The organism is Anaerobacterium chartisolvens, from assembly GCF_003337415.1.
GTDB lineage: Bacteria > Bacillota > Clostridia > Acetivibrionales > DSM-27016 > Anaerobacterium > Anaerobacterium chartisolvens.
Genome location: NZ_QPJT01000007.1, coordinates 1 through 25670 on the forward strand (window position 1 = coordinate 1; position 25670 = coordinate 25670).

Genomic DNA, 25670 nt, shown 5'->3' on the forward strand with positions numbered 1-25670 from the left:
ACCCGTGCTTTGGCAGTCCTGCATCAGCAGGCTTACAAGTTCCATTTCCTTTTCTGTGAGAATGTTTTTTGACTGTCTCATTTTCATAACCTCCGTTTGTTTTATATGGAGATTATTGTCATTTACACGGATTGATATTCAGCCTCCGATGCTCAAAAAAACCTCAACACCAAATATCCTTCTCAATTGAAATCCGGAGAAGAAAGAGTAATTGTTGATTTACTTGAATAATACACTTAACATCGTTAAAAGACGCCTGATTTTTCGTTCATCAGACGTCTTTTAAATCTATATATTCGTATTACCCTCTGCCGGTTGACATGTTTACTTCTACCATATCCTTACCGCAATACATACTTCAACCTCATTTATTTGCTCTTTATTCCTGAAATCATCACCATCTGCATTAAAACTACAAAACCTCGCAGACTGCTTAAATACTAGGATTTCAACTAATTTATCCTTTGTATTCTTACCACGCACTCCACATGCCCCGTCCACGGGAACATATCCACCGGTTGCACCTCTTCAGCCCTATACCCATTATCCGCCAAATACCTCACATCCCTCGCCAGTGTGGCCGGATTACATGACACATACACAATCCTTTTAGGCTCCATATCCACCAAGGTCTTCAGCAGCACCTCATCACAGCCCTTTCTGGGCGGATCTATCACCACAACATCAGCTCTGATGCCTTCACGGTACATGTGAGGGATCACCTTCTCCGCCTCTCCTGCTATAAACTCCACATTGTCCACTTCATTTATTTTGGCGTTTAATCTGGCATCCACTATGGCCGCTTCCACCACTTCTACACCATAGACCCTTTTAGCCCTCTGTGACAAAAACAGCGATATCGTTCCTATTCCGCAGTATAAGTCAAATACCGTCTCACTTCCCGTAAGTCCCGAATACTCCAGCGCCTTACTGTATAACACCTCTGTCTGCACAGGATTTACCTGAAAGAACGATAGTGGGGATATCTCAAACCTGAACTTGCCTATATAATCTGTTATGGTATCCTTGCCGTAAATCTTCATACTCCTGTTTCCAAAGATGATATTTGTATTCGCAGTATTTATATTTAAATATATGCTCTTCACCTGCGGCATTTCCGAGATCAGCATCTGTATCAGCTTATCACGGGCAGGCAGGCGCTCGCCGTTAATAACTATAACTGCCATCACCTCATCTGTCCTGTATCCTATCCGAGTCACTATATGCCTTATCAGCCCATTGCCGGTACCCTCATCGTATCCGCGAACACCGCTGTCAACCATAAATTTTCTTACACACTCTCTTACTCTGTCACTGTAGGGATGCTGAATACCACATAAATTACCGTCAATGATATCATGGGACCTGGAGGCATAAAAACCCATGGAAACGCCGTCTCCTGCCATTCCCACAGGATATTGGGCTTTATTCCTGTACCCCGTACCATTGTCTTGCATACCTATTGTGTCACGTACCATTATATCCTCAAGCCTACCCAGCCTTTTAAGACTCTCTTTTACAACATTTGTTTTAAATTTAAGCTGGGCTTCATAACTCATATGCTGCAAGCTGCAGCCGCCACACCTTGCAGAGTGGACGCAAAACGGCTCTATGCGTTCCGGTGATGCCGTCTGTATATTAATTAGCTTGCCTATCCCATAACTTTTATTAACCTTAATTATTTTTACCTCTGCAACCTCTCCCTGAAGGGCCCTGTCCACAAATACAGTAAAATTATCTATCCTGCCCACTCCCTGCCCCTCATGAGACATTCCCGTAATCTCCATAACATAATTTTCATTCTTTTTAATCTGCGACACCTGTTCAAAACCGCCCTTTCCCGGTACTATACAGCAATATAAATTTTATTTAAGCATTCTTATTATACCAAAAAAAATAGTCCCCCTAAAGGGACTTAAATATTTGAATCAGTATGCCATTATCAACCATTATTCCATATTTTAGTATATGTTATTCCTAAAGTCCAGTTATTTCCCGCATTTACTTTATGGATTCGGCAATTTTAATCAGCTCGCCTTTGTCATCTTCTGTCCAGGTCATCATATAAAGCACATCTCCTGACTCCCATTCAATAGTCCTGTCATTAGATATTACAGCAGCCACACCATTAATTTCCACCTGTTCAAATTCCCCACCCGTGCCATTTTCATAGGCCGTCTCTTCATCAGCAAAACGCTGCTGCATAAAAATCCTCTTTCCCGTTGCCTCATTCGTAAAATACAAGCTGACATATTTTCCGCTCACAGCACCATTCTCATCTTTATAAAGCTCTGCCTTATAGAACTTATAGCCTTCCGGCAAATAACCGGGGAGTATTACCTTAAAGCAGGTATATTCATTTAGTTCGTCAGCATTTTTTATTTCCAAAATAGATTCCTTCCGCATTTTTTCCGTTTGACCGGCTGAAACATCAGTCCCATCTTCACTAACTATCATATACATTGAATCCTCATACTCTTGTAGCAGCTTTCCGTTGTCATCCTTAAGCTCCTCCGGAATAGCGTCAGGACCTATTTTATCAGCATCAAACTGTATAACGGTTATATGCCCTAGAGAAATAGATTTTTTTATTCCTTCAAGTACATTTTGTGCAAACGTCGTCTGCATTAAAGAAATACTAACGGCAAATACCAGCGTAAATGATACCGCCACAGTGGCAACACGCCTGATTCTATTTGAATTTTTCATAACACGCTCTCCTCTGCTTCCATTTATATTTTCCTGAACCTTTCTGTATATGCCTTGCTTATTGCTGCACTTACTGAAATCCTTTCCAGCTAAAATGCCGCTCAGCTCTAAAAGCTCTCTGTCTCTTCCATATTCCGATACAGCACCTGTATCGACTTCCGTTCCATATAAAACACTTTCTTCAGTACGGAATTTTCCCATAGCTATATCTCACCTTTCATTTCATTTTTGAGCTTCCTCATAGTTCTATACAGGGTCACTCCCACATTGCTTTCGGTCATATGCAAAATATCCGCAATCTCCCTGTTCTTAAGATTTCCTCCGAATCTAAGGGCTATGATATTTCTTTCCCTTGCGCTGAGGGTATTTAAAGCCCTTGAAAGCATGTCATTGGTTTCTCCTTTTATCACCATACCCTCAGGGTCCTTCTTGCTTGAAACCAGCTCCCGAATAGACTCAAGAGAAAAAAGCCTTTGCTTTTTCTGTCCCCTGAAATGATCATTGACCACATTCCTGGCTATTGCAAATAGCCATACCTCAAAGGGCGATTTGCTTTTTTCATAAGTTGCTATTTTAAGCATAGCTTTTTCAAAGGCCTGACTCGTAAGATCCTCCGCCGTATACTGGCAATAGACACGATAATATATGTAATTGTAGACCCTCTTGTAGCAGGCTTCAAAAATACAGGAAAATTGCTCCTCCTCACTTACCTTTTGCTCAATTTCTTTTCCAAACAAAGGATTACTCAACACATGCTGCTGCATGATTTTATAACCCCTCCTTCCTTGAACCTGATTTCACTTAGCTAAGTAATTTCATATGTTAATACGGTAAGTTTTATTATTTCATTACAAAAGCAGTATAAATTAAATATAATTTTCATACAAAAACAGGGCCTCTGGAGTTATCCATAGCCCTGCCGACTCTGTGCCTGTATAGAATTAATGCCAAACTTACGGCATCGTCACCCATGATACACTTCACCCCATCACATCTTAAACTGCCCGAGGGTGCCGTTCAGTTTTTTCGATACCTCGTCGAGCTGACCCGATAACGCCTCCATTTCTGACATCAGCCTTGTGTGATGCTCAAGGCTTTCACTTATATTCCTGCCTGTAGCAGCAGTCTCTCCCGCAGACCTTGCCACACCATCAACAATTTCTGCAAGCTGCTGCGCCGACTGCCTCTGCCTTTCCGATTGCTCGGCAGTGTTTTTTACAGACTCGACTACTACCCTTATGGAGTCAATTATCTCCGAAATGCTTCCCTTTACTTTATCAATCCTTGCAGCACCCTCTCCAACACCCTGTGCTCCCTGATTGACACCCTTGACTGCACTCAGTATCCTGTTCTGTATTTCTCCTATCTGGGCCTTAATCTCTCCCGCCGCCCTGTTGCTCCCGTCCGAAAGCTTTCTTATTTCCTCGGCAAGTACCGTAAAGCCCTTTCCCTGCTGTCCCGCCCTGGCCGCTTCAATGGCGGCATTAAGAGCCAAAAGATTTGTTCTGGCCGCAATCTCTGTTATAGTATTTGTAATACTGCCTATCTTCTCTGAAGATTCCTCAAGCGCACCTATTGTAACCGCCGCTTCACTTACGGTATCAGTAGCTCCCTTTATTACAGCCTGAGCCTCCAACACCTCCTTCTCTCCCGTGAAAGCCGCCTCAATAGCCTTCCTTCCGTCATCCATTATCCTTGTAACCGCCTGTGATACACCCTCACTCCGCAGCGCCTCGGCACGGTGTCCGGTTAGGCCTTCCGAGGAAGCAGCACTGCGAGCCTCAGAGCCTGTTAAAACATTTTTCAATCCCTCTGAAATTTTAGCCGCATTGTCCCTGCCGGTGTCAAAGATCTCCCTCATCCTGTCCTTAAGAGTTCCTATCTCCCTGTTTGTAGTAATCACCTGGCCTATTATTTTCTGTTGTCCGTCCAGCACACTATTTACCTTTTGCCCAAGCTGCCCTATTTCATCGCTGCCTGTTACCTGCGCCCTTACTGTCAAATCTCCTTTTTCCGCTCTGTCCAAAAGACTCGTCATGCTCCTTATGGGGTTTATTATGCTTTTTGACAGCATAAAAGCAAATGCCATTCCGGCACAAAGCGAAAGAAAGGTAACAGCCGCAAGAGCCGCAATAATTTTAGTTTTTATATCTCTTGACTTTTCAACATCGTCCGCAAGGTATTCCGCAAATGATTTCTCCAGCCTCGCTATGCCCTCCTTGTAGCGCGCAAGTATGTCCTCCGACTGGTTGTATTGCTCCGTTATCCGCTCATAATCCAGCCTTTTTATCTCCTTCTCAATGGAACCCATGCTCTTATCCATGCTCTCAGATGCAGCGATAACGCTTTCTAAAATGCTTTTTTCCTTCCCCCCAGGCACAGTTGACAATATGCCGGCATACTGATCCGCCTTGGCGGCTGCCTCCTTATAGCCGTCAAACCCCTTTTCTGGCAATGCCACTCCCTCGCACATGCAGTAGTACTTCCTTTGAGTCCAATAAATAAGCCTGTTTATATCGGAGTAAATGTCCATTTCATTCCTTATAGATGAAATATCAATACCCTCCATAGAAAGCCTGGCTTCCTCTGATCCCTTTTTTAAGGAAGAAACCTTCTGCTCTATCAAATCAAGGCCGGACTTAATATCCTCATCCGTGCCGGTATTTCCGGCGGTCATATCCTCGGAACCGGCTTGTGCCGGATGCTGTGCAATGATAACGGCCTTCTCCTTTAGACTTGCCGCAAGGCTCATAACCTCTCCCGCCTCGGCACTGCCCGGCGTCAATGCCTTAATCGACTTTTCAACGTCAGATACGGCATTTTCTATCCGCTTGTTCAATTTGTAATTTACAGAGTCTTTAAGTTGCTGCTGGAGGTTCAACGTATTTCTGGCATTTTCGGAGGCCTCTCCAAGAATGGAGCTTAGCCGGGGGCTTGACTGCTGCTTCACAGAATCGGAAATGCCTTTGTATAGGGAATAATATTCAGCACTCAGCTTAAAGATAAGCCCTATATCCCTGTTATCCTTCTCCTTAAGCTGAGGTGCCTGACGTTTGAGCTCGTCCAGCTTATCTGCAACAGAAGCGTTCAACCGCTCCATCTCGTCTGCAGAAGAAATATCATAATTGATAATGCTTTGTGAAATAAGCTGCTGCTCTCTTAAAATTGAATCCTTTACAGAACGGATAATATCCTCCCGTGCCTTATTTTGATCGATGCTGTTTACCGCTCCTGAAATAACAGTATATCCCAACATGGAAGTTACCATGGAAATAACCGAAATAGCTATTACGGCGGTAAACGCCATAAAAATCCTTTTCTTTACCTTTATCATTCTTTTACCTCGCTTATAGGCTTCAATATTTGCTGGTATAAATAGGCTGTACCTGTTTCTGCCTGTATTGCAACACCTGAAACTGCATTAATATTCCACTTTTAATTCACAGTTAAATAATTCTATATTTTATTGCAAAATCCTTCTTTAAATAAGCCCTGCCGGCAAAAATACGCCAAATGTCCTATCTGCCAAAAACAACAGAATAAATTATTTGGTAAGCTTATTCTATATTGTAAATAATTTAAATATAATTTATTAAATATGCTTAAAAAGGATTTTTTTATGTTTTGTAGAATATCTATTTACTATAGGGTATAATACTGGAAGGGATGGATATCGGTTAATAATCCTCTCCCTTAACGAATACCCTATAAAAGCCTTAATTGCTCTTATAGGTCACGTAAAGCTATAGGCGGGTAATAATGGAAAAAGGCAAAAGCAAGAGTGAGAAAAAATACATATCGGTTGTGGTTATTCCTCATTGCTCAGACAGTATAAAAACATTAAAAATCAGCGGCCCCTATTCTAAGGCTTTAATAATGGGTTTGTTTGTTTTATTGTTTTTATCCCTTGCGTCGGCATCCTCCATAAAAGCGCTGAATGAGAATGCTCAGTTAAAAAAAGACATGCGGAAATTGCACAGCATGAACGCGGATCAGCAAAAGCTTTTGAAGCGGCAATCGGAGCAAATACAATCCTTAACCGATAAGGAAGACTATATAAACTCCAAAATAGAGGATTTTACAAACAAATATAAGGAAATGGCCGACGATTATATACAAAACCGCCCGGGTGAAATAAAAACAAACAGATCCGGCAATGCAAGCCTTCGCTCGGTATCGGGAGGCTTGGGCGAATTAAAGTCCCTGATAGAGGACCTAAACAACATAAATGCCGGAAATTCACGCCTTTTTAGGGAAATAACCGAAACTGAAAACAAGCTTAACGAATACATATACACCATCCCCACGCTGTGGCCTGCAGAAGGCAAAATCACCTCGGGCTTTGGAAATCGGTCAGACCCTTTTACACGGAGGCAGAGCTTCCATGACGGAATTGATATCGCTGCTCCATACGGAAATGCGATACTTGCCTCAGCGGCAGGAGAGGTGATACTGGCAGAAAAAATAAATATATATGGATATACGGCCATAATTGATCACGGCAATGGCATAGAAACCTTTTACGGTCACACATCCAAGCTGTTGGTAAAGAAGGGCCAGAGGGTAAAAAAGGGAGATGTAATAGCAAGAATGGGGAACAGCGGAAGGAGCACAGGCACTCACCTGCACTTTAAAGTCACTCTTGGCGGCACGCCCGTAAATCCCATTGATTATTTAGATGAAAGATAAATTATTTAAGGAGGAATTTTAATGTTCGGACACAAAAGCAGCTCTTCACACGGCAATATTGATACCTTAATAGGTGTAAGTTCCATATTTGAAGGCAATATTCAATCTCAGGGAACAGTTAGAATTGACGGAAAGGTCATAGGAGATGTAAGGGTGGACGGTGACGTATTTTTAGGCTGCAGCGGAATGATAACAGGAAATATTTATGCAACCAATGTTTATCTCTCAGGTGCTCTGGAAGGAAACATAACTGCATCCGGTTCATTAAAACTCCTTTCAACCGCAAAGCTGTACGGAGATATTCAGGTACATAGCTTCATAGCGGATGAAGGGGGAGTTTTTGAGGGTAAGTGCAGCATGGTTGATACTACGGAGGAGAATCAGGTTTTCCTGCCGGAAAATCCGTCTAAAAAATCCCTGACGGCAAAGGATTATAAAAAGAGCTCGGTGCTTGAGCAGGTATATGAGGACAGAAAAAATGAATTAACTACCGATTGAGCGGTTGGACTATTGTCCAATCCTCTTTTAGGGCTGTGGCTCCTTTTGTTGCAACACCCCATTGTGTAATAGGTATGACTGTTACAAACTCCTCGGTTTTTTCTCTGAAAAGAATTTTAAAGGTTACTTTATGTTTTACATAAATACTCATTGTATGCCTTACGGTACTGAGCCGCTGTGTTTTCAACCCCGGCTCGATTGAAGCATGAGTGTCTGTATAAATCGCTACCTTAATTATAAGCCCTTTTTGGCTATCCTTATAAAACCCCGTTCCTAAAAGACCGGCAGCAGGTATTTTTATATAGCCATTATTTTCTGAACCCATCCCGGCATTGATACCTTTTTCTACTTTATGACAAAGCTCCTGAAGCATTTTTGTATTATTTACGTCGGTAATGCCTTCTACTGCCGTCCTTGCTTGCTGTACGGCTATTTTTTCAACCTTCGGCGCATAGAAGTCTTTAAGGTATAAACCTATTCTATTTTCTGCATAAATTAATGCTGAAAGAAATATAATAGCTATGCATAATATTCTTAAATATGTATGAAAGCTTTTGCAGTTCCTTTTCTTAAAATATAGCATTCTGCGGTAAGACATACTATTATTAAGCATAATAAAACCCCTTCACCTTCATATTATGGAATAAAGAGCTTTTGTGTGCTTAACAAATTCTCAAGGTGTCATTTCCTCTCATGATAGAAATTCCGTAAAACAGGGAAAAATATGTTACAAGCATTGTAATACTTTATTAATTATGCGTCAATTATGCATTAAAAGGTTTTTATGATATAATATAACCGAAATTATGGTTTTATTAATTTTGAAATAGTGTGTCTGCCGGATAAACTCCGTTACATGACACAAAGGGATACATTGAAGGAGGCATATATGGACCCTAAAGCTAAAGCCGGCCCTTCCGGCACGTCGAAGAAAAAGAAGCAGAAGCAGCGCAAGCCTGCCGTAAGGTTTTTATTAAGAGTAATAAAAATATTTTTAATCATTTTTATAGCTGTTTCATGTGCGGCTGTGGGAATAGCGGGAGGAGCACTTGTAGGCTTTATAAAGTCGACACCTCCTCTGGATGAATCAAAGCTTAAGATACAGATTCAGAATTCAAGTGTTTATGATAGTGAAGAGAAGAAAATAGCCGAGCTGAACGGTTCTGAAAATAAAAACAGGATTCTTGCGAGCTATGATAAAATCCCCAAAAATTTAAGGAACGCCTTTATAGCAATAGAGGATGAACGCTTTGAAAGCCACAACGGAATAGACATAAAAAGAACTCTGGGAGCTGTAATAAGCTACATAACCACAAGAGGAAACTCGGCATACGGAGGAAGTACAATAACACAGCAGGTGGTCAAAAATATAACAGGAGAAACCGACAGAAGCCCTCAAAGGAAAATACAGGAGCAATGGCGCGCCATACAGCTTGAGCAAAAGCTTGAAAAGTGGCAGATACTTGAGCTGTATATGAATCTTGCATATATGGGAGAAAACTATTACGGCGTAGAATCGGCATCCAGAGCATACTTTGGAAAGAGTATAGGCGAATTGTCCCTTGCTCAGTGTGCAAGCCTCGCTGGTATTACAAATCTTCCTGGAAAATATAATCCCTTTACTGAAAATGGAAAACTAAATAATAAGTCACGTCAAAAGCTGGTACTCCAAAAAATGCTGGAGAACGGCTTCATAAGCCAGGCAGAATACGATGAAGCAATAGACGCGCCCCTTGACTTTCAGAAGCGTCCTGAAGTTGCCGATCAGACTACCAGCAGACAGACATATTTTGTAGATCAGGTAGTGAAGGATGTGGCAAGCGATCTCATGGCCAAGTATGGCTATACCGAAGAAATAGCCTATACAATGGTTTATAATTACGGTCTTAAGATATACACAACTCAGGACACCTCTGTCCAGACGGCTATGGATGAGGTTTTCAATAATGAAGAAAAATATTTCCCGGGAGCTAAAAACAGCAAGGGTGAGCTTCCACAGGCAGGCATGGCAATAGTCGATCCAAAAACGGGTAAGCTGGTAGCTGTATACGGAGGACGTGGAGAAAAAACAGCCGACCGGGTATTAAACCGCGCTACTCAAATCAAGAGACAGGCGGGTTCCAGCTTTAAGCCCCTGGCAGACTACGGGCCTGCCATAGATCAGCACCTTATCACGGCTGCCACTGCAGTTGACGACGTGCCGGTATATATGATGGGTGTAGAAAAGGGAAGGTACCCCGAAAATTTCCCTGAGAGCTACAGCGGCAAGTCTGAAAGGGTGTATAGAGGACTGGTAAGCATAAGAACCGCCATTGCAAGATCCATAAACGTGGTGGCTGCTAAAACATGGATGAGCATGGGCCCCGATATCTCGTTCAAGTATCTGGAGAAATCAGGAATAAGCATGAAGGGCGAGGACAAATATCTGTCGGTGTCATTAGGAGGACTGAAGGGCGGTGTAAATCCCCTTGATATGGCAGCGGCATATTCTCCTTTTGTAAACAGCGGTATGTATTACCAGCCCATCACCTATACCAAGGTGTTTGACAGCAGTGGAAACGAGCTTTTAAACAAGCTGAAGGATAAAGAAATAAAGCAAAAGAGCAATGTTGTATATGATGAAGGAACCGCCTTCATCATGACCGACATGATGAAGGACGTATGCCTTCCCGGAGGTACCGCATCCTATGTAAAGATCTCCAATTCCAAAAAGGAGTCCTTCCCTGTTGCCGGAAAAACAGGTACAACAAATGATGACAAGGATAGATGGTTTGTGGGCTACACCCCCTATTATGTAGGTGCGGTTTGGTATGGCTATGATTATCCCACCACAGTAAAGGTTTCGGGCAATAACCCTTCTGCCGTCATATGGCAGGCAGTAATGCAAAAAGCCCATAGCAACCTCCAAAAGTCCGACTTTTCGCCGGCACCCCCAAACGTTATAAAAAAATCCGTATGCATATACTCCGGAAAGACACCGTCCGAGCTCTGCTCCCAAGACCCAAGGGGCAATGCGGTGAGGCAGGAATATTTCCTTAAGGGAACGGAGCCAAAGGGCAGCGACGTCTGTGACATCCATGTTTCAGCAGAGGTTTGCAGCGATCCCGAGAGCAAGGACATACACGGAAGGGCGCTGCTGGCGGATAGATATTGTCCTTCCTCAGTATCAAAAGTGTTTATAAAGAGAAAGGAGCCATATACTCCGGTGCAGTCTAGCGACCCTTATCCTAAGGACTGGATTTATGAAGTACCCGTTGAATACTGCACAATACACGGCGAGGTGTCCAATGACCCAACTACCGGAGATCAGCTTCCTGATGATGAAGGACTGCTTCCTCCCGGCGGCGCTGAAGCAGGGGACCCTGCCTCTCAGCATACAGGCACAGTACAGCCTCCGAATATTCCCGAAATTGATGATGTTATAATACCCCCAAACGACGCGGAGGATAATCTTGCACCTATTGACTAGAAAATAATTAACCAAAGCAAAAAGAGGCATATCATAGTAATTACACTGTGACATGCCTCTTTTTATTTATCTTGTAAATATTACTTTATCCAATATTGCAATATCATCTACATTATTGTCGTCATTGAGATTAAAATACTCAGCCATAATGTCTCTGGCAACATCTGCGGCATAATACCCGAACACACCTCTCTGTACTGCGACAGCCACGGCAATTTTAGGATTATCGGCAGGGGCATAGCATATAAACATTCCGTTATTGGACTTGCCCTGATAAATAGACTCATTTGTTTCAGCAGTACCTGTTTTTCCAGCAACCCTTATATTATAGCTCCTGTAAAAATCCTCAAACACATTGGCGGCAGTACCCTCCGTTGAATTTGCAACAGCCTCCATGCCGTCCTTGACTGCCTGTATTGTTTCAGCCTTAACAGGCAGTTGCGTATATTCCGGCTTATCCTCTTTAACAACCGTGCCATCACTTGCAATTATCTTTTTTATGACATGAGGGGTGTGTTTTTTCCCGCCGTTGGCGATTGTGGCGGTATAGTTTGCAAGCTGCAAAGGAGTATAGTTATTATAAAGCTGACCTATTGAGGAAAGAGCGGTAAGCACCTTCCCCCATTGATTCCTGGTCTGCTTATAGTGATATTCCTGATTTGAGCGGGTACCCTTGCTCTCTCCTCCCAATTCTATTCCCGTATATTCGCCAAGTCCAAAATTCTTGCTCCATTTGTCTATGTTGTCGGAACCTAAGCTTATTCCCAGCTTGTAAAAATAAATATTGCACGAGGTAGCCAAAGCCTCTTTTAAGTCAATGGGGCCATGCCCGTGCGGCTTTGTTCCATTTCTGTATTCAAGACAGGTCAATCTTTCGCCTTCCTCAATTATAAACCCCGGATCGTCTATTTTCTGACCCTTTGTTATTACCCCTTCCTCCAGGCCCGCTACTGCAACAATGGGCTTGAAGGTGGATCCGGGAGGATAGGCGGCAGCTATAGCCCTGTTTACAAGAGGAGTATTGACATTATCCTCGTTCCACTCGGTTATTTTATTTTGCGCCTCCCTGTTCCCTGCACCTTCAAGGAAAATTGCCGGATCAAAGGTAGGATAGCTTGACATTGCAAGCACCTCCCCATTATTCACATCCAGTGCAACCACGGCCCCGGAAAAGGCATCCCCTTTATTGTTTTTGCTTGTTTTACCACCCTGCTTATTTCTTATTGAGGTTATTGTACGTTCAAGAGATTCCTCCGCAATCTTTTGGAGCTTCATGTCAATTGTCAGAATAACATTATTTCCCGGGACAGCGGGTCTGGAGTTCAGCTCCTCCGTAAACCTTCCCTCGGTGTCGACCTCTACCCTCCTCTGCCCGTCCTTGCCCCTTAAGTACTCCTCGGCAGCCAGCTCCACTCCCGATTTCCCTATAAGCTCATTCATTGCGTAGCCCTTATCCTTAAGGCGCTTGTACTCTTCGTCATTAATCCCTCTTATATACCCTAAAATATGTGCGGCATACTGAGAGTCCCTGTACACTCTTATAGGCTCGGTATCCGTTGTAACACCCGGAAACAGTCGATGCATCTCCTCCAGCTTCGCCATTGTTTCCTGAGATACATCCCTTGCAAGTGTAATAGGATTAAGAGAATTTAAACCTCTTATTTCATACCTCATGGTCATTATTTTATACGCTTCTTCATCGGTATATTTTTTATCAATTTTATATTTATTCTCTCTTATATACCTGAAAGCCTCCTCCGGTGTGTCAAGCCTGTCCGTACTTTGAGGCTTAAGCCCGAATTCGCTCTTTATCCTCTCCACAGGCTCCTTGAGGTTTTTCAAGGATGAACCGAAGCCTATGGGATTGAAGGTTATAAACTTATTAAAGCTCCTGTTATATTCGTCGTTGCAGCTTTCAAACAAATTTGCAAGCCTTAAAAGCATATCATTCAATGAATTACTGTCAAGTCCCGCATAAACAATCTGTACAGTAAAGCCTATCCTGTTTGTTGCAATGGGAATACCGTTTCTGTCCAATATATCCCCTCTTGGAGCGGCAATTTTCCTCTCGTTTAAAAGCCTGCTCTGAGATTCACTGTCGTATTTCTGTCCGTTTATAATCTGCAGGTTTGCGAGCCTCAAAATAATTATAACTCCAAGTATAAAAAAGCACGCACCCAGTATATTATACCTGTCCTTAATTTTTTCCTTCATTCTTACATTCTCCTGTAAATATTTATAAACATTTAAAAGCTGCCGGACTCCCGGATGTTTATTTACAGTATATAAAACAAAATAAGCCCCGTCAAATGTATTTGGGGTCTGAAGGGGGCGGGTGTTTTTGACGTAACATAAACTTAATGCTTTACCAACCTGTATTTAATATTTATCCATTATTCTTATATATATATATGTAGTGATAAAGATTTTACATGGAGGATATAACTTGATGTAAGCAATTATATCCTCCATGTTTGTAAAATCTTTATCGCGTCCTATATAGAATCAGTTCGTATTTTATAAACGAAAGAATTTAATTATATGGCTTATAAAAACTCATTTTCAAAAAATTTAGATAGTCTGAAGAAATTCCTTTCGGGCAGAGCCCCGGGGCAGGTGGTAATACAATACACCGATGCCTGCAACGCGAAATGTCCTCAGTGCGGAATGAATATACATGCCGATTTTAAGAGATCGAGACTTAATAAGGACTGCATAAAAAGGTCAATAGACGCAGCGGTGCAAAATGGTGTCAAATCCGTTTCCTTCACCGGCGGAGAGCCCCTTATTTATTTTGATGATGTACTGGAGCTTATACGGTATGCGGCAGAGGCAGGAATAGATCTTATAAGAACGGGTACAAACGGCTTCCTTTTTATGAATCCCGAATCGGAAGAATTTGAGCCGAAAATAGCTAAAATAGCTGAGGCGTTTTCTAAAACAAAGCTCAGAAATTTCTGGATAAGTATTGATTCCTGTGTCCCCGAGGTACATGAGCAAATGAGAGGACTTCCGGGAGTAATACGGGGCATTGAAAAGGCACTTCCCATTTTTCACCGGCATGGCATATACCCTTCCGCAAACCTTGGAATAAACCGCAATATGGGAGGCAAGGATACCCGCTCCGTCAAGCTTCACCCCCAATATCCAGAGATTTTTTACGAGACCTACAAACAGACCTTTGAAAATTTTTTAAAGCTCATTACAGGGCTTGGCTTTACAATAGTCAATATGTGCTACCCCATGAGTCTTGCTGAGAATTCATCCGATTGCGGCATGGAGGCTGTGTATGGCGCTGCTTCAACAGACTCCGTAGTTAATTTTTTACCTAAGGAAAAGGAATATATATTCAAGGCGCTGTGGAACATGATCCCGGTATATAGACCGAGAATAAGAACCTTTATGCCCCGCTGCTCGGTGCGTTCGCTTATCAGGCATTACAGCGGGCAGAACGATTACAGCTATTCATGCCGCGGCGGGATTGACTTCTTTTTCATGGATGCCCGCAACGGTGATGTATACCCTTGCGGCTACAGGGGAAATGACAACCTTGGCAAGCTGTGGGACATTGACCTTAAAAGCATTAACCGCAAGGCCTATTGCAGGCTCTGTGACTGGGAGTGCTTCAGAGACCCCTCTGAGCTTCTGGGTCCGGCTATAGATTTAGCAGTCCGCCCCGTATCAATATTAAAAAGATTCTTAAGTGACAAGGAATATGCAGGCACCTGGCTCAGTGACATAAGGTATTATATGGACTGTGATTTTTTTGACGGAAGGTTTGCCCCCGACTATAACAAATTAAGCAGGTGGAACAAACAATCAGCCGGGTGTATTTAATTTAAGTGACGAAAATGTTACCAACGAATATATTTTGTGGTAATATGAATGAAAATGCAAATTTTAACTCCCCTTCTATCTTCCCCTCACATTGAGGGGAAGAAAAAGAAGGGCGCTGGAGAAGAAAATTAGAAGAACAACGCATGCGCATGTAAAGCAGCTAGCGAAAGAAATGAGGAGACATCCTACAAAACCTACATGGACCTTCTTTTCCTTCCCCTCGAAGTGAGGGGAAGATAGATAGGGAGCTTATTAAAAATCTGGATTTGGAATAAAACGCCATAATATATTGGCTCTTTTTAACCATTTTTTTTTGGATAATTATGCTGTTATGTTAAAAAGGTGCTTCAATTGTAATCCCTATGGCGATTTTCCGAAATGCTGTGTCAGATATAATTTATGCACCCAAGCAGCCTTGCCTTTTTGACAACACAGATTTTCTTATGCTATAATGAAAATCAACTAATCTAGTGGTTTGGGGTTATAAGATGAAGAAAAGGCTCCTTGTTGCAGTTGTGACTATAATTATTTTTGAGCTTACTGCCGTAGCAGGAGTTTTTTTATATATGCTGTTTTCCTCTCAAAACACCTCCTTTAATATTAGCAATGCCGATATAAAAGCATCGGAAGACATAGACAAATTTAAGAAATCAAAATTAAACGTGAATAACTCCCACGACATTGTGGCGGATATACAGTTTTCAAAAAATATTGTCTCAATAACTCAAACAATAAACTTTGACAAAGCCTCAAAAACACTCTATGCCTATGTGAATTCAGACAACACCGCAGAGACAAGTATAAAAAAGGTCTCCTCCTCTACGGGGGATCTAAGCTTTTCAAAAAAGGGCTCGGTTTTGGAAATAAGCGGCAGTAGAGTTGAGTCCAGCATAACTGTTGAATATGACATTACCTTGGGAAGCGGCAGATCTACCCTTACCCATATGAATAACCGCTATTACCTTACAAATTTCCTTATAACCCCGGGGGTATACAAAAAGGATGTGCTTATACGCCCGTATAAAAGCACACTGGGAGACCCTTATATTTATAACAGCATGAGCTACTATATAATCATAAAGGCGGATAAGTCTTTAGATGTGTTTGCTCCGGCACAGAAGGAGGAGCACATTTTCGGGGCAAATAAAATAACCATACTTGAGGCCGCAAACATGAGGGATTTCCCCATAGTTATAGCCGAATCCTCCTCCGTATCCAAAATATCTCACGAAGGTATTGATATCTTTTATATAAATTCCTCTGAAACAGCGGGATATGTCAAAAAAGCCATTGACTTTGCTCAAAAAAACATAGGAAAATATCCATACCCATCCTTCTTTGTGGTAAAGGCACCCATTACACAAAACGGAATGGAATTTTCAGGCATGATCTTCCTGTCGGACATGTGCTTTGGGAATAAGGATTACTTAAAAACATTAACTTATCATGAGGTTTTACATCAGTGGTTTTATGGTATAATAGGAACTGATCAGATAAACGAGCCTTTTCTGGATGAAGGACTGGTAACCTACCTGTCTGAGCTTCCCGACGGCGGCCATCCCTCAAAGCCTTTGTTCAGCGGCATAAGCAGCCGGAAGTTTTTGAGCAGGGCTCTGAGCGATTATTCCTCACGTGAGGAGTATTACCGTCTGGCTTATAATGACTCTGCATTATACTTTTATAATATTCATAAAAAACTTGGCAATAATTTTTATAAGCTGCTTAATAAAATCTATGAGGATAAAAAGTTTAAAATGCTTTATTTCGAAGATTTCTTAAGCTACGCCAGTAATTACTAGGGGGAAATATACCTTGAACACCTACATATGTGAAGATAACGAAAAATACAAAAAATTTCTGCTGTCCCATCCCCTGTGCAATTTTGCACAGTCGTCGGAGTGGGCCAAAGTCAAATCGGATTGGACCAGCAAGGTAATCATGGCGGAGGATGAAGCCGGAAACATCAGGGGAGCAATGAACATCCTTATCAGAAAAATACCCGTGCTGGGCTATACCGTCATGCTGTCGTCACGTGCGCCCGTTTGCGACCCTCACGATGAGGAAGCTCTGTCGGCTCTGATGGCTTGTGCAAAGCAGCTTGCAAAGAAGCACAAATCCTATGTGCTTATGCTTGAGCCCGACGTTGATATACGTGATAAGGAGTTTAACGGCATAGTGCGCAATATGGGCTTTCATATTAAGAACGCTTCAAAAAACTTCGAGGGCATAAACCCCAGATTTGTCTATAGAAAGGACATAAAGGGCAAAACCGAGGAGGAGCTTATACAATCCTTTCATCAGAAATGGAGATATAACATAAGGCTTTCGGAGAAAAAGGGCGTAGAGGTCAAAATCGGCACCCGGAGCGATATCCCTAAGTTCCACAAGATAATGCTTGAGACTGGGGTACGTGATAATTTTGTAACCCGGAGTGTGGAATATTTTGAAAAGATGTATGACCGGATGGCGCCGGAGCATTTGAGGCTTTATCTTGCATACTATGAGGGACAGCTTATTGCAGGTACCATAACAATATTGTACGGAAAAAAGTGCTGGTATCTTTATGGTGCAAGCAGCAACGAGCACAGAAAGGTTATGGCAAGCTATCTTCTTCAGTGGGAAGCAATGAAATGGGCGCTCGAAAGCGGGTGTGACGTTTACGATTTCAGAGGCGTTTCAGGAGACATGGACGAAAGCAATCCGCTGTACGGAATTTACAGGTTTAAAAAAGGCTTCAACGGCGAATTGGTAGAGCTGATCGGAGAAATTGATTATGTGTTCAAGCCTTTTGTATATTTTATGGTAGAAAAGGGCTTCAAGCTCTTAAGGAGTATGAGATCAAAAATTTATATGCTGAAGCATAAAAATGAGGTTCATAATGAAAACACTAATAATTGAAAGAGATAAGCTTGTTGAAAATATACAGTGTATAAAGGAAAGGACAAGCTCAACTGTAATAGCAGTTCTAAAGGGTAACGGCTATGGGCTTGGAATTGTTGATTTCGCAAGGCTGCTTACGGAGAACGGAATAGACTTTTTTGCGGTTTCCGAGCTTTCTGAGGCTATGGTTTTAAGGGAAAACGGTTTTACAAACAAAATACTGCTGCTCGCTTCTACAAGCCTCCCGCAGGAGGCGGAGCTTATCGTAAGCAATAATATTATAGCCACCGTAGGATCTGTCAATTCTTCTGTAACAATAAACGAAGCGGCAAAAAAGCTCGGTGTTACGGCGGAGGTGCATCTCAAAATAGACACCGGCTTCGGAAGGTTCGGTTTTCTTCCCGGACAGATAGACAACTACTATTCTCTCTTAAAATCCTTTGACAACATGAAGATAGCGGGTACATACTCTCATTTATCCTTCTCCTTTGCAAAAAAAACAAAGCTGGTACAAAACCAGTTCGATTTGTTTATAAAGTGTGCTGAGGGCCTGAAGCAAAACGGCATAGATACGGGAATTCTGCACATATGCAACTCGTGCGCATTTCTGAAGTACGAAAGTATGCACTTAGATGCCGTAAGGGTTGGCTCGGCTTTTTTGGGACGGATACCCATAGAAAACAAGTACGGACTGTCAAGGATAGGCGTGTTAAAATCTCAAATCATCGAGTTTAAGGATTTGCCCTCCAACTCTTACATAGGTTATGCAAATACCTGCAAAACCAAAAGGAATACAAGAATAGGAATAGTTCCCGTTGGCTACAAGGACGGCTTCGGAGTCGAGAAAATAAGGGATACCTTCAGGCTCCGTGATATTTTAAGGTACGTTTACAACGACCTTAAGCAATGGAAAAAGCGTATGTACGTAAGGGTTAACGGTAAGCGTGCCCGCATACTGGGCAGAATAAGCATGTATAACATAATAATCGATCTGACTGGTATTGACGCCGAAATAGGCGACGAAGTGCTTCTGGATATAAATCCTATATTCACGGAAAGCTCGGTAAAAAGGGAAATGCTATAATTAATATAAATGATATAATTAATATATAAGAGGAAGTGCAATTGCACTCCCTCTTATATATTGAACCTTTTATTAAGACTTCTGTGCTTAAAGGTTTTTTTCTTGCTTGAGTAGTCCTCCACTATATGCCCATTCCCTATGAGAAGGTATTTATAGCTCAAAAGCCCCTCAAGCCCTACAGGTCCCCTTGCATGGAGCTTGCCGGTGCTTATCCCTACCTCCGCCCCAAAGCCGTAGCGGAAGCCGTCGCTGAACCTTGTGGAGCAGTTCCACAAAACATTTCCCGAATCCACAAGAGCCATGAAGCATGCGGCCTTTTGCCTGTCTGCAGTAATTATGCTGTCTGTATGCCCTGAGCCATAGCTGTTTATATGATCTATTGCCTCATCAATACCTCCCACCAGCTTTATCGACAGCTTATAGTCGAGATATTCCGTTGCCCAATCCTTTTCGTCCGCGGGAGCAGCAGGTATTATCGCACAGGTGCGGGGACATCCCAGCAGTTCAACATTTTTCTTGTCGAGCTTACTTTTAAGCTCCGGCAAAAACACGGGCGCAACGCCCTCATGCACCAGCAGCGTTTCAAGCGCATTGCATACCGCCACGTATTGGGTCTTTGAGTCGTTTACAATGCTGACGGCTGACGCTATGTCGGCAGCTTCGTCCACATAGCAGTGGCAAATGCCGTCGGCATGCCCCATAACCGGGATTCTTGAATTGTCCATTATGTTTCTTACAAACTCGTTAGAGCCTCTGGGTATCAGAAGATCTATATATTCGTCCATTTTTAGCATTTCATTTACATCCGCCCTGGTCTCAAGCAGCTTTATCCAATCGCCCGGAATCCCAGCCTTCACGGTAGCCTCAATGATTATTTCGGCCAAGGCCCTGTTTGTTTCCCTTGCCTCCGAGCCTCCCTTTAAAAGTACACCGTTCCCGCTTTTTAAGCATAGTGTCGATATCTGCACCAGAGCATCCGGCCTCGACTCAAAAATTATTCCTATAACACCTATAGGGCATGTGACCTTGTACAGCTCCAAGCCGTCGTCCAGCTCAGTTGAAAGCAGCGTCTTGCCTACAGGCTCTTCAAGCTCTGCAAGGCTGTTTATTCCTTCGATAACATCGTCTATCTTGGCCTCGTTAAAGGTCAGCCTTTTCATCAGAGGAGCCGGGAGGCTTTCCTTCCGGGCATTTTCAAGGTCAATCTCGTTGGCCCGTATTACTTCCTCTTTCTTGTCGGCAAGCAATGCGGCAATGCTTAAAAGAGCCTTATTTTTAGTATCGCCGTCAATTGCAGAAAGCTTTATGGAAGCCTCCTTTACCTTTTGGGCCATTTCACTTATTTTCATGAGCTCTACACTCCTTCCTTGAGACAAAAAGAGTCCCTACGTCACTTCCATTAATTATATCCATTATTATATCAGGATTTTTGCCACTGGCAATCACCATATCTATACCTGCGAAGGTAGCAATTTTTGCCGCAAAAAGCTTGGTTATCATACCGCCCGTCCCTCTTCTCGTCCCTGCCCCCCCTGCGCTTTTCTCAACCTCCTCGGTTATTTCCTCTATGACCGAAATCATTTTTGCATGGGGATTTTTTCTGGGATCTCCGTCGTAAAACCCTTCTATGTCGGACAAAACAATAAGCAAATCGGCATTAATCAGCTTTGCCACTATGGCAGACAGTGTGTCGTTATCTCCAAACCGTATTTCTTCAACAGATACAGAATCATTCTCATTGACTATTGGAATTATGCCCTTTTTAAGCAGAGTTTCAAAAGTATTGACCACATTCCTTCTTCTATGCTCGTTCTCTACTACATCCCTTGTAAGGAGAATCTGTCCTACCACATGCCCGTAATCCATGAAAAACTTGCTGTACATGTGCATAAGCTCGCACTGCCCAACAGCGGCAACCGCCTGCTTTTCCGGTATGGTTGACGGCCTTTCGGGAAGTTTCAGCCTATCCACTCCCAAGCCTATAGCACCGGATGTCACCAGAATAACCTCTCTGCCCTGATTCGATAAATCTGAGATTATCCTTGCAAGCTTGTCAATGGTGCCGAAATTGACCTTTCCCGTACCATATGTTAAGGTCGATGTACCCACCTTTATAACTATTCTGGCGGCATTGCCGAGATAGTCCCTTAAATTCACACTGTCCATTTTAATTCCTCGCATATAGTCAAAGTATTTTTTGCTTGTTTTATTATACATCAATTAAGACTTATTTTCCAGTGTGTCAGAAAAACCGTCCCATTGACACTATTGCCATTATTACTAAAATGGCTTATAATTTATTTGTTAGAGCAGTTTGAAGTGAATTTTTTGCCAAAGGCCGTATGGATGATGTATCCTTTTAATGTATCAAGTCATTTGTATATTAAAATCCCGCTTTCCAGGCCCAATCTGGTTAAGTATATTTTTCGTATAAATTCAAATCTGCTTGTTAATAATTTTAACAATAATATAGTAAAGGAAGTAAGAATGGAAAATTTAATTTTTAAAGATCTGGAGCTGTCCAGAGAAGTTCAGAAAGCAATTGCCGAAATGGGTTTTGAGGAAGCTACGCCTATACAGTCCCAGTCTATCCCGCATATACTGGAAGGAAGCGACGTAATAGGCCAGGCCCAGACAGGCACAGGCAAAACCTGTGCTTTTGGAATACCCGCAATAGAAATGATAAACCCGCAGGAGGAATCGATCCAAGCATTAGTATTATGCCCTACCAGAGAGCTCGCAATGCAGATTTCCGATGAGCTTAAAAACGTGTCCAAATATAAAAGAGGTATAAGAATACTTCCGATATATGGAGGCCAGTCAATTGACAGGCAATTGGCGGCATTAAAAAAACGTCCCCAGATAATAATAGGTACTCCGGGAAGAATTATGGATCACATGAGGCGGCATACCTTGAAGCTGTCATCCCTTAAAATGATTATACTTGACGAGGCCGACGAAATGCTGAATATGGGCTTCAGAGAAGACATTGATACTATTTTGGACAAGGTGCCGGAGGAGAGACAGACCATACTTTTCTCTGCTACCATGCCGAGGGAGATACTTGATCTTGCGTCAAAATATCAAAACAAGGCGGTACTTATAAAGGCTGTCCACAAGCAGCTCACAGTTGCAAACATAGAGCAGTTTTACCTTGAGGTCAGGGAATCGGCAAAGCTGGATGTTCTATCTAGGATAATAGACGCAAAGAACATAAAGCTCTCGCTCGTTTTCTGCAACACTAAAAAGCGCGTTGACGAGCTTGCATCAAGCCTTCAGTCAATAGGATATTCTGCCGAGGCTCTGCATGGTGACATGAGGCAGGCACAGCGCGACAAGGTAATGTCAAAGTTCCGAAAGGGTACTATAGACATTCTTATTGCCACCGACGTTGCGGCAAGGGGCATAGATGTTGACGATATAGAGGCTGTGTTTAACTACGACATTCCCAATGATGAGGAATACTATGTTCACAGGATAGGAAGAACCGGCAGAGCGGGACGGACCGGTAAAGCCTTTACCTTCGTATCGGGAAGAGAATTATATAAGCTTAAGGAAATACAGAGGTATACCAAATCCACTATTACCTTTATGAAGCCGCCCTCTCTCACCGATGTGGAGGAAAACAGAATCCATATAATACTGGATAATTTAAAGACGGTTTTGACCGAAGGCAATTTAACCAAGTATGTCGGCTATATTGAAAAAATGCTTGAGGACAACGGATTTGACCATACTCAGGACAGGTATATAACAACACTTGATGTTGCCGCCGCCTTCCTGAAAATGACCCTTAGGCAAAACGGTTCAAAGGAAAAGGAGCTTGACGCAGACGATGATGAATTTGGGGATACCGGCGCAGAAAGCGGAATGGTGCGCTTCTTCATAAATATAGGGAGCAGCAGCAAGATCCAGCCCCGCCATATTGTCGAAAGCATCGCCTCAAGCACAACCCTCCCGGGCAAGCTTATAGGAGCCATCAATATATTTGACAAATTCACCTTTGTAGAGGTGCCAAGAGAATATGCTTCGGAGGTTTTTTCCTCTATGAAGAACTATAAGATTAAAGGCAAGAAGATAAATATTGAAAAGGCAAACAGGAAATAAGCCTTTAAAATATATAAATTTTAAAACATCTATAAAGAGACGGAATTTTTATTCCGTCTCTTTTTGATCATAATTTAAGGTGTATTTTGAAATAAGTCTTTCAGCCCTATATCTCGATATGTTGAAGGACTGCCAGTCCCTGCTCTCCAAAAGCTCCTTTTCCCGGTATGACAGGTATTTTTTCATCTCCTCCGAAATGTCCTCCTTGCTGTCGTAAACCAGTCCCATAAGATAAGGCATGGCATCATATGACAGTCCTGTCAGGTACATTGTGTCTATTACACTGCTTTTTTTATATCTTTCGATATTATTCCGAGCAACAATACTGTCAACATTAATATAATTTATAATTACATATGCGGCTATTGCAGTAATAATATATGCTTTCAAAAGAGGAACACGCTCATGCCATATTTTGAATAAAGCTATTATAAGCAATACGAATATAAACACCATGAATGCATGTGTAAATATCCTGAGATATGTGTAGCCATAAGCATCTTCATAGAGCGACATCCTAAGATGCGCAGAAAGAAGCATAACAGCAGTGCACAGTATCAGCAGCGAGCTTAATATTCTGTTGGCATTGCCCATTCTTACGCCCGATTTTTTTGTGAAATTTATATTGCATAGCACAATGCTCAAATTTATCACAGTAACCAAAAGCAATTCAAAGAATCCCCTTCGGGCATATTCAGAATATGTAAAGCCCTCCGGCAGTGACGAATGTGAAAACAGATAAGAAAATTGTATGGCGGTAAAAACAAGGTATATTATATTCATTACGCACAGCACCGTTATAACCATTATAGCGTCAAGCGGCCTTGCAGGGCTGCTCGCGCCAAGCTCGCCGGAAGGCTTAAGCCCACATTCCTCAGGCTTTATGAGGCTTAGTATATAACTGAAAAGTAAAATGCAGGCTACAAGCACAACCAGCACCTGTGCGATAAAATCTCCTGCGTTTATGCCTGTGAAAAAATCAGGTATGTTTTCAACAAAGCTGTTAAAAACCTGATCCGCAGAGGCTAAAAGAGGAACCACTATCAACGCCAGAGACACCGACACCAGAAGACCCATGAGTACCTTCCCCGCATTGCGGTATTTGGTTGAATGCAATTTCGATGAAGCGGCCTTTGACAATATGGCAAATGGCTTTGCAATATTTACTAAAGGCCTTGCAAAAGCACCCAGTATTATATCCAGAATAAACCCTGAGGAGTACCATTTGTACCTGCTGTTGCTTGTAAGCAGCGTTGTCTGAATAATAACAAGCAGAGGCACTGCAAAAAAGTTAAGCACTTGAAATATCTCGTTGGAGAATATAAAATATGTAAGCGCCAACGCAAGCACCGGAAGTGTAAGCAGCCATTCAAAGCTCATTTGCGGCTTAACCAGCTTACTTTTTGCATTAAATAGGAATACCGTATAAAACGCAATAATAAACAGTGGGTATGAAACTCCCAGAGCCTTACCATAGAAAAGTATGTCAAAAGCAATCCCCAGTATAACAGATGAAGATAAAAGGATCAGATTTTCCCTGCTTAAGATATTTCCTTTTTCACTATCTTCCTTTAACTCCTTACAATCCTCATTCACAAGCATCATCCCCTATCTTAATAAAATTACCTTCTTTGGCTCTCTTCGCCGTGAGAGCTATCCCCCGCCCGGTCCATTTTCCGAATACTCCAGAATATCCCCCGGCTGGCAATCCAGCTCCTTGCATATGGCCTCTAAGGTTGAAAACCGTATTGCCCTGGCCTTTCCGTTTTTAAGTATTGAAAGATTGGCAAGGGTAATATCTATCCTTGATGCCAGCTCCGACAGGCTCATCTTTCTTTTTGCCATCATAACATCCAGATTAACTATTATAGACATATTCCCCTCCGCTACACCGTTAAATCGTTTTCTTCCTTTACCTTGACAGCCTGATGGAACACCTCGGCCAAAACCACCAGAAAAAGTCCTCCTATTACTGCCAGCATGGCAACAATAACAGTAAGAAAGGAGGGGTAGTATATAATTTTCACAACATACGCGACAGCTATAATAAAGCAGGTAACCGAAAGGTGATTTAAGCTTTTAACGTTGTCCGCCATGAACGGATTCATCCTGTTTAAGGTTTTAAATATCTTCCTTACCTCATATACGGCCCACAAACAAGGCACTCCCGTAACGTAAAGAAATACCATTAAAAATGGGTAGCTCTCGCTGCTCCTGCTGTAAATGAACTCCATGTACCATTTTAATACTATGGGAATACCGGCATATATGCCTATCCCTCCTATAAAAACAAGATCCAGCAAGCGCTTTACAATCCCCGACAGGCCTTTCTCTCCCAAAATAGCCATCAATAGCTCCTCCCGTTCAAAAAATATATCATAGCCCTTTCCAAAAGCA

Annotated in this window: 19 protein-coding genes; 8 read left to right on the forward strand and 11 right to left on the reverse strand. The window is 42.3% G+C overall.

What is annotated here, in order from left to right; translation table 11 throughout:
- Positions 1-452: 452 nt before the first annotated feature.
- From rlmD to DFR58_RS07405, 4 genes are all read right to left on the reverse strand, one after another.
- Positions 453-1787, reverse strand: a complete 1335-nt coding sequence (rlmD, locus tag DFR58_RS07390; protein WP_114297332.1) for a 23S rRNA (uracil(1939)-C(5))-methyltransferase RlmD — start codon at positions 1785-1787, stop codon at positions 453-455.
- Positions 1788-2001: 214 nt separating this feature from the next.
- Positions 2002-2910, reverse strand: a complete 909-nt coding sequence (locus tag DFR58_RS07395; protein ID WP_114297185.1) for a DUF4367 domain-containing protein — start codon at positions 2908-2910, stop codon at positions 2002-2004.
- Between the two features lie 2 nt (positions 2911-2912).
- Positions 2913-3473, reverse strand: coding sequence for a sigma-70 family RNA polymerase sigma factor (locus tag DFR58_RS07400; protein WP_114297186.1), 561 nt, complete (start codon positions 3471-3473; stop codon positions 2913-2915).
- A 224-nt stretch (positions 3474-3697) separates the two neighbouring features.
- Positions 3698-6043 (reverse strand): methyl-accepting chemotaxis protein, encoded by a 2346-nt coding sequence (locus DFR58_RS07405; protein ID WP_114297187.1) that lies wholly within the window; start codon positions 6041-6043, stop codon positions 3698-3700.
- Between the two features lie 425 nt (positions 6044-6468).
- On the opposite strand from DFR58_RS07405, the gene DFR58_RS07410 reads away from it, so the two are divergent.
- Together DFR58_RS07410 and DFR58_RS07415 are read left to right on the forward strand one after the other, a co-directional pair.
- Complete coding sequence (locus DFR58_RS07410) at positions 6469-7398, forward strand: M23 family metallopeptidase (RefSeq protein ID WP_114297188.1); 930 nt, start codon at positions 6469-6471, stop codon at positions 7396-7398.
- Positions 7399-7419: 21 nt separating this feature from the next.
- The gene (locus tag DFR58_RS07415) at positions 7420-7896 is read left to right on the forward strand and encodes a bactofilin family protein (RefSeq protein WP_114297189.1); all 477 of its coding nucleotides are present in this window, start codon (positions 7420-7422) and stop codon (positions 7894-7896) included.
- Here DFR58_RS07415 and DFR58_RS07420 read toward each other — a convergent pair.
- A complete protein-coding gene (locus DFR58_RS07420) occupies positions 7886-8509 on the reverse strand; it encodes a hypothetical protein (RefSeq protein ID WP_114297190.1) in 624 nt (207 codons plus the stop codon). The genes DFR58_RS07415 and DFR58_RS07420 overlap by 11 nt on opposite strands.
- Positions 8510-8785: 276 nt before the next feature.
- On the opposite strand from DFR58_RS07420, the gene DFR58_RS07425 reads away from it, so the two are divergent.
- Positions 8786-11365 carry a transglycosylase domain-containing protein gene (locus DFR58_RS07425; RefSeq protein ID WP_170138067.1) on the forward strand — a complete coding sequence of 860 codons (2580 nt, stop codon included), beginning with the start codon at positions 8786-8788 and terminating at the stop codon, positions 11363-11365.
- Positions 11366-11431: 66 nt separating this feature from the next.
- Here DFR58_RS07425 and mrdA read toward each other — a convergent pair whose 3' ends face one another.
- Complete coding sequence (mrdA, locus tag DFR58_RS07430) at positions 11432-13579, reverse strand: penicillin-binding protein 2 (RefSeq protein WP_114297192.1); 2148 nt, start codon at positions 13577-13579, stop codon at positions 11432-11434.
- A gap of 327 nt (positions 13580-13906) precedes the next feature.
- Between mrdA and DFR58_RS07435 the strand changes: the two genes are divergently transcribed.
- The 4 genes from DFR58_RS07435 to alr all read left to right on the forward strand — a co-directional run bounded on the left by DFR58_RS07435 (position 13907) and on the right by alr (position 19166).
- Positions 13907-15202 carry a radical SAM protein gene (locus DFR58_RS07435; protein WP_114297193.1) on the forward strand — a complete coding sequence of 432 codons (1296 nt, stop codon included), beginning with the start codon at positions 13907-13909 and terminating at the stop codon, positions 15200-15202.
- Positions 15203-15690: 488 nt separating this feature from the next.
- Complete coding sequence (locus tag DFR58_RS07440; protein WP_114297194.1) at positions 15691-17001, forward strand: gluzincin family metallopeptidase; 1311 nt, start codon at positions 15691-15693, stop codon at positions 16999-17001.
- 13 nt (positions 17002-17014) lie between these two features.
- Positions 17015-18100 carry a lipid II:glycine glycyltransferase FemX gene (locus tag DFR58_RS07445; protein ID WP_170138068.1) on the forward strand — a complete coding sequence of 362 codons (1086 nt, stop codon included), beginning with the start codon at positions 17015-17017 and terminating at the stop codon, positions 18098-18100.
- Positions 18081-19166 (forward strand): alanine racemase, encoded by a 1086-nt coding sequence (gene alr, locus DFR58_RS07450; protein WP_170138069.1) that lies wholly within the window; start codon positions 18081-18083, stop codon positions 19164-19166. The genes DFR58_RS07445 and alr overlap by 20 nt, the downstream gene beginning before the upstream one ends.
- 53 nt (positions 19167-19219) lie before the next feature.
- Here the strand turns inward: alr and DFR58_RS07455 are convergent, their stop codons facing one another.
- Both DFR58_RS07455 and proB read right to left on the reverse strand, forming a co-directional pair.
- Entirely contained in the window at positions 19220-20515 is a 1296-nt protein-coding gene (locus tag DFR58_RS07455; protein WP_114297197.1) for a glutamate-5-semialdehyde dehydrogenase, read from the reverse strand.
- Positions 20502-21323 (reverse strand): glutamate 5-kinase, encoded by an 822-nt coding sequence (proB, locus tag DFR58_RS07460; protein WP_479722731.1) that lies wholly within the window; start codon positions 21321-21323, stop codon positions 20502-20504. Before proB ends, DFR58_RS07455 begins: the two co-directional genes overlap by 14 nt.
- A 330-nt stretch (positions 21324-21653) precedes the next feature.
- Between proB and DFR58_RS07465 the strand changes: the two genes are divergently transcribed.
- Positions 21654-23273, forward strand: a complete 1620-nt coding sequence (locus DFR58_RS07465; protein WP_114297334.1) for a DEAD/DEAH box helicase — start codon at positions 21654-21656, stop codon at positions 23271-23273.
- A 48-nt stretch (positions 23274-23321) separates the two neighbouring features.
- Here DFR58_RS07465 and DFR58_RS07470 read toward each other — a convergent pair whose 3' ends face one another.
- Genes DFR58_RS07470 through DFR58_RS07480 form a run of 3 tightly spaced genes read right to left on the reverse strand, consistent with a single transcriptional unit; the run spans position 23322 to position 25621 of the window.
- Positions 23322-24869 carry a DUF4153 domain-containing protein gene (locus tag DFR58_RS07470; RefSeq protein ID WP_170138070.1) on the reverse strand — a complete coding sequence of 516 codons (1548 nt, stop codon included), beginning with the start codon at positions 24867-24869 and terminating at the stop codon, positions 23322-23324.
- Positions 24870-24926: 57 nt separating this feature from the next.
- Complete coding sequence (locus DFR58_RS07475; RefSeq protein WP_114297199.1) at positions 24927-25148, reverse strand: helix-turn-helix domain-containing protein; 222 nt, start codon at positions 25146-25148, stop codon at positions 24927-24929.
- Between the two features lie 11 nt (positions 25149-25159).
- Entirely contained in the window at positions 25160-25621 is a 462-nt protein-coding gene (locus tag DFR58_RS07480) for a DUF2975 domain-containing protein (protein WP_114297200.1), read from the reverse strand.
- Positions 25622-25670: the final 49 nt, after the last annotated feature.